Genomic DNA, 11,396 nt, shown 5'->3' on the forward strand with positions numbered 1-11,396 from the left:
TGCCGGATGGCGGCGCAAGCGCCTTATCCGGCCTACATAGGTTTGCACTCGCAGGCGCTGATAAGCGCAGCGCATCAGACTCTTCTTCGCCGGATGGCGGCGTAAACGCCTTATCCGGCCTACAAAGGTTTGCACTCATCGGCCTGATAAGCGAAGCGCATCAGGCACTTCTTCGCCGGATGGCGGCGCAAGCGCCTTATCCGGCCTACAAAAGTTTGCACTCATCGGCCTGATAAGCGTAGCGCATCAGGCATATCTTCGCCGGATGGCGGCGTAAACGTCTTCTCCGGCCTACAAAGGTTTGTACTCGTAGGCCTGATAAGCGAAGCGCATCAGGCGTATCTTTGTCGGATGGCGGCGCAAGCGCCTTATCCGGCCTACAAAAGTTTGTACTCGTAGGCCTGATAAGCGCAGCGCATCAGGCATATCTTCGCCGGATGGCGGCGCAAGTGCCTTATCAGGCATTTATGGCTTAGCCCAATTCACTCTCTGCCAGCGCTTTAAATACCATTGCGACGGCATGCGCGCCGGGGTCCATATTTCCGAGCAGGCTTTCGCTGCTCAGATACGATGCGCGACCCGCATTGGCTTTGCTCGACAAACAGGTTCGTTCGGCTCCCGCTTGCGCGGCGTCGAAGGCGGCCTGCAGATTTTGCGGCTGCGTGAGCAGCGAAGTCAGGGCCGGTTGCAGCGCATCAATCATGGTGCGATCGCCTTCGTCTGCGCCGCCGTAGAACTTCATCTGCGCCAGTCCCGTATTCAGGGCTTCGGCAAAGTTAGCTCCCTGTTCCAGTTTCTGCCCCGCAGCGGTAAAGAAAATAGACATCAGCACACCGCTGGAACCTCCCATCACCACGGTCAGACGTTCGCCAATCAGCGCAAACAGCGTGGCAAGGTTATCCAGCGGCAACTGCTGGCGATGCAACAGGCTGGCAATTTCCCGCGCGCCTGCGGCAAAGGTTGAACCGGTATCGCCATCGCCGACTTTGGCATCCAGCGCATTAAGATGGGTCTCCAGATCGGAAAGGGTTGTGGTGACAAGCTCCACAATCCCGGCCACCAGGGCATTTGCCGAAGGCTGGAATTCCACGCGTGCGCTACGCTGAGATGACGGTACACAGCTGATTTCACGCGGTGGGACCGGCGTCGGCCAGTTACTGGTTTCCACCTCTGTGAGCAGCGCTTTTTCGATGCTCTCTTCCAGCACGATGGCCGTCAGTGAAAAGCCTTTCATATCCAGCGCGGTGACCAACGAGGCCGGGCCAATCAGCCAGTCGATACGCGGATGCAGCGGGCTGCTGGCCAGTTCGCGGGTAATGATGGCCATTTCGGCAACAGAAACGCCGCCAAGATTGTTAATCATCACCGCCAGACGGCCGGTTTCAGGCAGGGCGGCCAGCAGTTTATCCACCATCAGGTTCACCACCTGCGCACTGTTCTGGGTGTCGATGACCGAGGCGCCTGGTTCGCCGTGAATGCCCATACCCAGCTCCGCGTGGCCCGGATGATGACGCGGGGCGGCGTCGGTTTCTTGCGGCAAATGACAGCTGGAAAGCGCAACACCCAGACTGAAGGTGTTATTGGCCGCGTATTGCGCTTCACGCAGGACGGTGGCGAGGTTGTAGCCGCGTTCGGCAAAATAGCCCGCGATTTTATGCACCAGGATGGTTCCCGCAATGCCGCGCGGGTGTTTGTTATCCGGTAGGGAGATGTCATCGCCGACAATCAGCATTTCAACGTTGTAACCAAGGCGACGGGCTTTCTCGGCGGCAAGACCGAAATTAAGACGGTCACCGGTGTAATTTTTCACGATCAACAAACAGCCCGCCTCACCGGTTACCGCCTGAATGGCGGTCAGTACCGCATCTACGCTCGGGGAAGCGAACACGTCGCCACAGACTGCGGCGGTTAGCATACCTTTACCGATAAACCCAACGTGCGCGGGTTCGTGCCCTGAACCGCCGCCGGAAATGACCGCTACGTTATTTTTGTTGAGGTCACGACGGACCACGATGCGAATGGCCGGATCGCTTTCCAGACGCGCCAGGTTATTCCACGGGCTGGCGATAATCGTACCGTCGATGACGTCGCTCACGAGATGGGTGCGTTGATTAAAAAAGAATTGAGACATAACGGCTCCTTGAGGTTGAGTGTAAGACAAACCCCCGGAAGCATGGTCATGGTGCGGAGGCGATAGAGAGATTCTGGCGAAGTCAGCGTGGAAAAAAACAACGTTAAAATGAGTTTCATTACGGAACGTTGTTATTGTTTTTTGTTCCGAAATGAAACCTAAAAGAACGGTGAACGACCACAATGCGAGCTCGCTCGACTTTTTCCTCTCGCGATGAATGCAGGTCACACGGTACTGTCAGCTTTTTTTTTACCGGTATTTTGGCAAGTGAGTGGGTAAAAGAGAAAGTGAGATTCGTCTGTGCCGGAGATTTGGTGGCAAATGAACGGATCGGGATCGCAAACCTTATATTTTTTATGGTTAAGCGTTCCAATATGAAACATGTGTTGTTTTTATCTGTTTCATATCAGAACAAAAAGACGAAAGATTTTTTTGTGCACGCCTCGCCCTACAGTTATTGCATCGCTCCGGTACCTCCCGTTTTCGCCGTCAGCATCAGGCCAAACAGGTTAACGCCAGGGCTCACCATGTAAAAACATGTACTTATTTGAGGATGAAAGGAATGCTAAAAGTTATTCAATCTCCAGCCAAATATCTCCAGGGTCCTGACGCTTCCACCTTGTTTGGTCAATACGCTAAAAATCTGGCGGACAGCTTTTTCGTGATTGCTGATGACTTCGTGATGAAGCTGGCGGGAGAGAAGGTACTAAACGGCCTGCACAGTCATGACATTAGCTGCCATGCGGAACGCTTTAACGGTGAATGTAGCCATGTTGAAATTAATCGCCTGATTGCCATTTTGAAACAGCACGGTTGCCGCGGCGTGGTTGGGATTGGTGGTGGGAAAACGCTGGATACCGCCAAAGCGATTGGCTACTACCAGAAGTTGCCGGTGGTGGTGATCCCGACTATCGCGTCTACCGATGCGCCAACCAGCGCGCTGTCCGTTATCTATACCGAAGCCGGTGAGTTTGAAGAGTATCTGATCTACCCGAAAAACCCGGATATGGTAGTGATGGACACTGCAATCATTGCCAAAGCGCCGGTACGTCTGCTGGTGGCCGGGATGGGCGATGCGCTCTCGACCTGGTTTGAAGCGAAAGCCTGTTATGACGCCAGAGCGACCAGCATGGCGGGCGGACAGTCCACCGTGGCGGCGCTGAGCCTGGCGCGCTTGTGCTATGATACCCTGCTGGCGGAAGGCGAGAAGGCACGCTTTGCCGCGCAGGCCGGCGTGGTGACCGATGCGCTGGAGCGTATTGTCGAAGCTAACACTTACCTCAGCGGCATCGGCTTTGAAAGCAGCGGTCTGGCAGGGGCGCATGCGATCCACAACGGCTTTACGATTCTGGAAGAGTGCCACCATTTGTACCACGGTGAAAAAGTCGCCTTTGGTACGCTGGCGCAGCTGGTGTTGCAAAACAGCCCGATGGAAGAGATCGAAACCGTGCTGAATTTCTGTCAGAAAGTAGGCCTGCCGGTAACGTTAGCGGAAATGGGTGTGAAAGAAGACGTTGACGGCAAGATCATGGCCGTAGCAAAAGCGACCTGTGCAGAAGGTGAAACCATCCACAATATGCCGTTCCCGGTAACGCCTGAAAGCGTACATGCCGCTATTTTGACGGCAGACCTGCTGGGACAGCAGTGGCTGGCGCGTTAATCAGTCGTCGGTAGGTTTCTATCCGGCATCTTCTCCCCCTCTGACAGTCTCTGCCGGAGGGGTTGTCTATGGTTAAACAGCGGAAAGGGATATGACGGCGCACACGCATAGCATCGGGAAGGAAGTCTCTTCAGTCATTGCCCAGTCATGGCATCGTTGCAGCAAGTTTATGCAGCGGGAAACCTGGCAGGCGCCGCATCAGGCGCAAGGGCTGACCTTTGAGTCGATTTGTCGTCGCAAGACGGCGTTGCTGACGATTGCTCAGGCTGCGCTGGAAGATGCCTGGGAGTTTATGGACGGCCGCCCGTGCGCGCTGCTGATTCTGGATGAATCAGCCTGTATTCTCAGCCGTTGCGGTGATCCACAGACGGTGGAACAGCTGGCGGAGCTTGGGTTTCGCGACGGCAGCTACTGTGCGGAAAGCATCATTGGCAGTTGTGCGCTGTCGCTGGCGACGATGCCGGGCCAGCCGACAAAAACTTCTGGTAAACAGCATTTTAAACAGGCGCTGCATCCGTGGTCGTTCTGCTCGACGCCGGTCTTCGATAACCATGGTCGACTGTTCGGCTCCATCTCGCTGTGTTGTCTGGTGGAGCATGAGTGCGTTTCTGATTTATCCCTGACGCTGGCGATTGCCAGAGAAGTCGGCAACTCTTTGCTGACCGACAGCCTGCTGGCTGAATCCAACCGCCATCTGAACCAGATGTACGGGCTGCTGGAGAGTATGGATGATGGTGTGATGGCCTGGAACGAACAGGGCGTATTGCAGTTCCTCAATGCGCGTGCGGCGCTGCTTTTGCATCTCGATGCGCAGGCCAGTCAGGGAAAAAACATTCACGATCTGCTCAATCTCCCCATGCTGCTGCGCCGGGCGATCAAACATGCCCGCGGCCTGAATCACGTCGAAGTTACCTTTGAAAGCCAGCATCAGTTTGTTGATGCCGTCATCACCCTAAAACCTATTGTTGAGGAGCAGGGCAACAGCTTTATCCTGCTACTGCATCCGGTGGAGCAAATGCGCCAGCTGATGACCAGCCAGCTCGGCAAGGTGAGCCACACCTTTGAGCAGATGTCGACTGACGATCCGGAAACCCGCCGCTTGATCCATTTTGGACGCCAGGCGGCGAGGGGGAGTTTCCCGATCCTGCTGTGCGGAGAAGAGGGCGTTGGTAAGGAACTGCTGAGTCAGGCCATTCACAACGAAAGCGAGCGCGCCAGCGGGCCGTATATCGCCGTGAACTGTCAGCTGTATGCCAACAGCGTGCTGGGGCAGGATTTTATGGGCAGTGCGCCCACCGACGATGAAAATGGCCGGTTGAGCCGTCTTGAACTGGCGAACGGCGGCACGCTGTTTCTGGAAAAAATTGAATATCTGGCGCCGGAGCTGCAATCCGCGCTGTTACAGGTGATCAAGCAGGGGGTACTAACCCGCCTGGATGCCCGTCGGTTGATTCCGGTGGATGTCAAAGTGATCGCCACCACCACGGTTGATCTCGCCAATCTGGTGGAGCAAAACCGCTTTAGCCGTCAGCTGTATTACGCGCTGCACTCTTTTGAGATAGTGATCCCCCCGCTGCGGGCGCGGCGTAACAGCATTCCCTCGCTGATTTATACGCGGCTGAATAGCCTGAAAAAACGCTTTTCATCCAGTTTGAAGATCGACGACGACGCGCTGGCTCAGCTGGTGGCCTATTCGTGGCCGGGCAATGACTTTGAGCTGAACAGCATTATCGAAAACATCGCCATCAGCAGTGATAACGGCCATATTCGGCTGAGCAATCTACCGGATTATCTGTTTGCCGAACGTCCTGGTCTGGAGACGGCGTCTTCACTGCTGCCAGCCAGTCTGACCTTTACCGCTATCGAAAAAGAGGCGATTATCCATGCTGCTCGCGTCACCAGCGGGCGCGTACAGGAGATGTCGCAACTGCTGAACATTGGTCGCACTACCTTGTGGCGCAAGATGAAGCAATACGACATTGATGCCAGCCAGTTTAAGCGCAAGCATCTGGACTAGTTTCTTCAATTCTCGCCATCGAGAACAGCGCGTCCGACAGTCGGTTGATGTAACGCCTGGGTTCATCGCGTAACGTCAGCGTTCTGCTCATCGCGATAAGGATCCGCTCCAGTCGGCGGGTTAGGGTTCGCGCAACGTGTAGCTGTGCCGATGGCAGATTTTTCCCCGGAATAACAAACTCTTTGAGCGGACCGCTTTGCGCCATATTGCGGTCAATAAGCTGCTCCAGCGCCTGAATATCCTCATCGCCAATACGCTGTTGTAAGCGCGCGAGTCCTTTCTCATCGCTGGCGAGTTCCGCACCCAGTACAAACAGCATCTTCTGCATGGCGTGCAGATCCTGGCGTAGTTCAGCCTGGTGCGTGCTGGCATAGCAGACGCCAAGCTGGGAAATCAGTTCATCCACCGTGCCATAGGCCTCAACGCGGATGTCATCTTTGTCGATACGGCTGCCGCCAAACAGCGCGGTCGTGCCTTTATCGCCGGTTCGGGTGTAGATGCGATACATTTATTTTATCTCGCTGAAGGGAAGTACTTTGACCAGTTGACCGGCATTGGCGCCGAGGACGCGAAGCTGGGCTGCTCCGGCGCGGATATGCCCACGGATCAGCGCCCGATCCTCGGGCAACTGGGCGTGGGTTAAAGCAATATCACCCGTGGCATTAAGACCCAGACCGACACGTAGCATTGAGCTTTTGGCCGCAAGTTTGCTCAATGCCAGCGCGCAGTCATGCTCGTCGCAACAGATTGCCCGGCAAGGGACGCCTTGCTCTTCCAGCCCCCAGCACAGCTCATCAAGCACGCGAGTATCCTGCCAGCGTGAGTGATAAAACAGATGTACGCCCGGTGATGAAAGTGACATTGCGCCCCCTGCGTTATCAGAATGCCTGACGGAAGATCTCGGCAATTTCTTTCTCGTTCCCTTTGCGCGGGTTAGAGAAGGCGTTGCCGTCCTTCAGCGCCATTTCCGCCATGTACGGGAAATCGGCTTCTTTGACGCCCAGATCGCGCAAATGCTGCGGAATGCCGATGTCAGCGGAGAGACGGGCAATGGCGTGAATGGCCAGTTCGGCGGCATCCATGGTGGAGAGTCCGTCAGTGTTTTCACCCATAAATTCTGCGATATCGGCAAATTTCTCCGGGTTAGCGATCAGGTTATAGCGCGCCACGTGCGGGAGCAGTACGGCATTCGCCACGCCGTGTGGCATGTCGTACAGACCGCCAAGCTGATGCGCCATTGCATGAACGTAGCCGAGGTTGGCGTTGTTGAAAGCCATACCCGCCAACAGAGAAGCGTAGGCCATGTTCTCGCGAGCTTTCAGGTTGCTGCCCAGCGCTACGGCCTGACGCAAGTTGCGTGCGATCAGGCGAATAGCCTGAATAGCGGCGGCGTCGGTGACCGGGTTGGCATCTTTGGAAATATAGGCTTCTACGGCGTGGGTCAGGGCGTCCATACCGGTCGCGGCGGTCAGCGGAGCGGGTTTGCCGAGCATTAGCAGCGGATCGTTAATGGAGACCGACGGCAGGTTGCGCCAGCTGACAATCACAAACTTCACTTTGGTTTTGGTATTGGTCAGTACGCAGTGGCGGGTGACTTCGCTGGCGGTACCGGCAGTGGTATTCACCGCAACGATAGGCGGCAGCGGGTTGGTCAGGGTTTCAATCCCAGCATAGCTGTAGAGATCGCCTTCGTGAGTTGCCGCGATACCGATGCCTTTACCGCAGTCATGCGGGCTACCGCCTCCAACGGTAACGATGATATCGCAATGCTCTTTGCGAAAGACCTCCAGACCATCGCGCACGTTGGTGTCTTTGGGATTTGGCTCAACGCCGTCAAAAACCACCACGTCAATGCCCGCTTCACGTAAATGGGCGAGGGTTTTATCTACCGCACCGTCTTTAATAGCCCGCAGACCTTTATCAGTAACCAGCAGCGCTTTTTTACCGCCTAACAGTTTGCAGCGTTCGCCGACAACGGAAATAGCATTGGGGCCAAAGAAGTTCACATTTGGCACCAGGTAATCAAACATACGATAGCTCATAATATACCTTCTTAGATTTAAATTATAATTCAGAGAAACAATTCAGTGCGGTTTCTGCTAATAATCTGTCTTGTTCGACGGTGCCGCCGCTAACGCCAACGGCACCAATTAATTTACCGTTTAATATGACAGGTAAGCCGCCGCCGAAAATAACAATGCGCTGTTGGTTAGTAAGCTGCAAACCATATAGCGAAGCGCCAGGTTGTACCGCGTCGGTAATTTCATGGGTACCCTGACGCAGGCAACAGGCGGTATACGCTTTATTAAGAGAGATATCACAGCTGGTGACAAACGCATCGTCCATGCGTTGCATTAGCAGCGTATTTCCGCCGTGATCCACCACAGAAAAGACCACCGGAACGTTGATCTCAAGCGCTTTAGCCTCAACGGCCTGCGCCATTTTTTTTGCAGCCGCCAGCGTAATGGTGGCAATTTGTTGGCTCTTATTCACAGTCTCTCCTGAAAATGTTGTAGGGCTGAGGTCACGAAACATATCGCGCAACAGCTATTTTTATCATTGGCTTTACCTTATTTTCTCGCCGCACGTTATTAAGTCAATAGGGTGGATTTTTTATAAAAATTAAATTTATTTCCCTGATTTTGCGTTTATTGATAATGATCATTTAACCTCGTCACAATTCACGATGGATATTCCTGAATTGCGTTTCAATATGGAACGATGCATTTTTATTAGGTGCCAAATTGGAACGAAATTAATTTTATTTTTTTATTGCTTGGCTCATTTAGAGTTCGGCCATTGCTGATGAAAGGCGAATACCGGGTGTGGTGTCCCCGGCAATATGGCCCGGCGTCCCTATTTTTTACCTTTTGAGTCAATAAATCATGAGAAGATCAAAACGATTCGAAGTGCTTGCGAAGCGGCCTGTAAATCAGGATGGGCTGATTGGCGAATGGCCTGAAGAGGGGCTGATCGCCATGGAAAGCCCCTACGATCCGACGTCGTCGGTGAAGGTGGAAAATGGTCGTATTGTTGAGCTGGACGGTAAGAGCCGCGCCGAGTTCGACATGATCGACCGTTTCATTGCCGATTATGCGATTAACGTGGCCAAAGCTGAGCGCGCCATGCAGCTCGACGCGCTGGAGATCGCCAGAATGCTGGTGGATATCCACGTCAGTCGGGAAGAGATTATTGCCATTACCACCGCCATCACCCCGGCGAAAGCGGTGGAAGTGATGGCGCAAATGAACGTGGTGGAGATGATGATGGCGCTACAAAAAATGCGCGCCAGACGCACTCCCTCCAACCAGTGCCACGTGACTAACCTGAAAGATAACCCGGTACAGATTGCCGCCGACGCTGCTGAAGCGGGGATCCGCGGCTTTTCCGAGCAGGAAACGACGGTCGGGATCGCCCGCTACGCGCCGTTTAATGCCCTGGCACTGTTGGTGGGTTCCCAGTGTGGTCGCCCCGGTGTGCTGACGCAATGTTCCGTTGAAGAGGCCACGGAGCTGGAGCTGGGGATGCGAGGGCTAACCAGTTATGCCGAAACGGTGTCGGTGTATGGCACAGAATCGGTGTTTACCGACGGCGATGACACGCCGTGGTCCAAAGCGTTTCTCGCCTCGGCTTATGCGTCGCGTGGCCTGAAGATGCGCTACACCTCCGGCACCGGCTCGGAAGCGCTGATGGGCTATTCCGAAAGTAAATCGATGCTTTATCTGGAGTCACGCTGCATTTTTATCACTAAAGGCGCGGGCGTACAGGGGCTGCAAAACGGTGCGGTCAGCTGTATCGGCATGACCGGCGCTGTGCCGTCAGGGATCCGCGCGGTGCTGGCGGAAAACCTGATTGCCTCAATGCTCGACCTTGAAGTGGCCTCCGCCAATGACCAGACCTTTTCCCACTCCGATATTCGCCGTACTGCCCGCACCCTGATGCAGATGCTGCCGGGTACCGACTTTATTTTCTCCGGTTACAGCGCGGTACCCAACTACGACAACATGTTTGCCGGATCGAACTTCGACGCTGAAGATTTCGATGATTACAACATTCTGCAACGCGATCTGATGGTTGACGGCGGTCTGCGTCCGGTCACGGAAGAGGAAACCATCGCCATTCGCAATAAGGCCGCACGCGCCATTCAGGCAGTGTTCCGCGAACTGGGCCTGCCGCTGATTAGCGATGAAGAAGTCGAAGCTGCTACTTATGCTCACGGCAGCAAAGATATGCCCGCGCGCAATGTGGTGGAAGATCTGGCCGCCGTGGAAGAGATGATGAAGCGCAATATCACCGGGCTGGATATCGTCGGCGCACTAAGCCGTAGCGGTTTCGAAGATATCGCCAGTAACATCCTCAATATGCTGAGACAGCGTGTTACCGGTGATTACCTGCAAACGTCGGCTATTCTGGATCGCCAGTTCGACGTCGTCAGCGCCGTCAACGACATCAATGATTATCAGGGACCTGGTACCGGCTATCGCATCAGTGCCGAACGCTGGGCGGAAATTAAAAATATCGCGGGCGTGGTTCAGCCTGGCTCAATTGAATAAGGCGGTACACCGTGGAATGCACAACTGAACGTAAGCCGGTTTTCACCTTGCAGGTAAGCGAAGGCGAGGCGGCTACAGCGGACGAACGCGTAGATGAGGTGGTGATTGGCGTCGGCCCGGCCTTTGATAAGTATCAGCATAAAACCTTGATTGATATGCCGCACAACGCGATTTTGAAAGAGCTGGTTGCTGGCATCGAAGAAGAGGGACTGCATGCGCGAGTAGTGAGGATCCTGCGCACCTCGGATGTTTCTTTTATGGCATGGGATGCGGCAAATCTCAGCGGCTCAGGCATTGGGATTGGTATCCAGTCGAAAGGAACCACGGTGATTCATCAGCGCGATCTGCTGCCGCTAAGTAACCTGGAACTGTTTTCTCAGGCTCCGCTGCTGACACTGGAAACCTATCGTCAGATTGGTAAAAACGCCGCGCGATATGCGCGCAAAGAGTCGCCTTCGCCGGTGCCAGTGGTCAATGACCAGATGGTGCGCCCTAAATTTATGGCCAAGGCCGCGCTGTTTCATATCAAAGAAACCAAACACGTGGTGCAGGATGCTGCGCCTGTCACGTTGCATATTGCACTGGTAAGGGAATGACCATGAACGACAACATCATGACCGCGCAGGATTACCCATTAGCCACCCGCTGCCCGGAGAAAATCCGGACGCCTGGCGGCAAGCCGCTAACCGACATTACCCTTGAGAATGTGCTGGCGGGCCGCGTAGGGCCGCAGGATGTGCGTATTTCTCAGCAAACGCTGGAGTACCAGGCGCAGATTGCCGAGCAGATGCAGCGTCATGCCGTAGCGCGCAATTTTCGTCGTGCGGCAGAACTGATTGCGATCCCGGATGCCCGCATTCTGGAGATCTACAACGCACTGAGGCCGTTTCGTTCTTCGTTCGCCGAGTTGCAGGCCATTGCCGATGAACTGGAACACACCTGGCACGCCACGGTGAACGCCGGGTTTGTCCGCGAATCGGCAGAGGTATACCAGCAGAGAAATAAGCTGCGTAAAGGCAGTCAGTGACGGAGGCA

The 11,396-nt window shown here is 54.7% G+C and carries 10 protein-coding genes; 5 read left to right on the forward strand and 5 right to left on the reverse strand.

What is annotated here, in order from left to right:
• Positions 1-472: 472 nt before the first annotated feature.
• A complete protein-coding gene (locus OGY10_RS15815) occupies positions 473-2,131 on the reverse strand; it encodes a glycerone kinase (RefSeq protein WP_191226755.1) in 1,659 nt (552 codons plus the stop codon).
• Positions 2,132-2,693: 562 nt separating this feature from the next.
• On the opposite strand from OGY10_RS15815, the gene OGY10_RS15820 reads away from it, so the two are divergent.
• Positions 2,694-3,791 (forward strand): glycerol dehydrogenase, encoded by a 1,098-nt coding sequence (locus OGY10_RS15820; RefSeq protein ID WP_003024745.1) that lies wholly within the window; start codon positions 2,694-2,696, stop codon positions 3,789-3,791.
• Positions 3,792-3,882: 91 nt separating this feature from the next.
• Positions 3,883-5,808 (forward strand): dihydroxyacetone kinase operon transcriptional regulator DhaR, encoded by a 1,926-nt coding sequence (gene dhaR, locus OGY10_RS15825; RefSeq protein WP_016243887.1) that lies wholly within the window; start codon positions 3,883-3,885, stop codon positions 5,806-5,808.
• Here dhaR and OGY10_RS15830 read toward each other — a convergent pair.
• The 4 genes from OGY10_RS15830 to OGY10_RS15845 are packed head-to-tail and all read right to left on the reverse strand — an operon-like array spanning position 5,786 to position 8,301.
• Complete coding sequence (locus tag OGY10_RS15830; protein ID WP_008785856.1) at positions 5,786-6,316, reverse strand: cob(I)yrinic acid a,c-diamide adenosyltransferase; 531 nt, start codon at positions 6,314-6,316, stop codon at positions 5,786-5,788. The genes dhaR and OGY10_RS15830 overlap by 23 nt on opposite strands.
• Positions 6,317-6,670 (reverse strand): glycerol dehydratase reactivase beta/small subunit family protein, encoded by a 354-nt coding sequence (locus OGY10_RS15835; RefSeq protein ID WP_286576998.1) that lies wholly within the window; start codon positions 6,668-6,670, stop codon positions 6,317-6,319.
• 16 nt (positions 6,671-6,686) lie between these two features.
• Complete coding sequence (gene dhaT / locus OGY10_RS15840; RefSeq protein ID WP_003024734.1) at positions 6,687-7,850, reverse strand: 1,3-propanediol dehydrogenase; 1,164 nt, start codon at positions 7,848-7,850, stop codon at positions 6,687-6,689.
• Between the two features lie 22 nt (positions 7,851-7,872).
• Positions 7,873-8,301 carry a GlcG/HbpS family heme-binding protein gene (locus tag OGY10_RS15845; protein ID WP_003828504.1) on the reverse strand — a complete coding sequence of 143 codons (429 nt, stop codon included), beginning with the start codon at positions 8,299-8,301 and terminating at the stop codon, positions 7,873-7,875.
• A 392-nt stretch (positions 8,302-8,693) separates the two neighbouring features.
• Here OGY10_RS15845 and OGY10_RS15850 point away from each other — a divergent pair, with 392 nt between their 5' ends.
• From OGY10_RS15850 to OGY10_RS15860, 3 genes are read left to right on the forward strand one after another with little or no spacing between them, the layout of a single operon-like run.
• Entirely contained in the window at positions 8,694-10,361 is a 1,668-nt protein-coding gene (locus OGY10_RS15850; protein ID WP_101742447.1) for a propanediol/glycerol family dehydratase large subunit, read from the forward strand.
• Positions 10,362-10,372: 11 nt separating this feature from the next.
• Positions 10,373-10,957, forward strand: a complete 585-nt coding sequence (locus tag OGY10_RS15855) for a propanediol/glycerol family dehydratase medium subunit (protein WP_071445934.1) — start codon at positions 10,373-10,375, stop codon at positions 10,955-10,957.
• Between the two features lie 2 nt (positions 10,958-10,959).
• On the forward strand, positions 10,960-11,388 hold the full coding sequence (locus OGY10_RS15860) for a diol dehydratase small subunit (protein WP_007372193.1): 429 nt from the start codon (positions 10,960-10,962) through the stop codon (positions 11,386-11,388).
• The last annotated feature ends 8 nt before the right edge of the window (positions 11,389-11,396 follow it).

Origin of the sequence: Citrobacter sp. Cpo148, from assembly GCF_030332375.1 — a bacterium.
Taxonomy (GTDB): domain Bacteria; phylum Pseudomonadota; class Gammaproteobacteria; order Enterobacterales; family Enterobacteriaceae; genus Citrobacter; species Citrobacter portucalensis.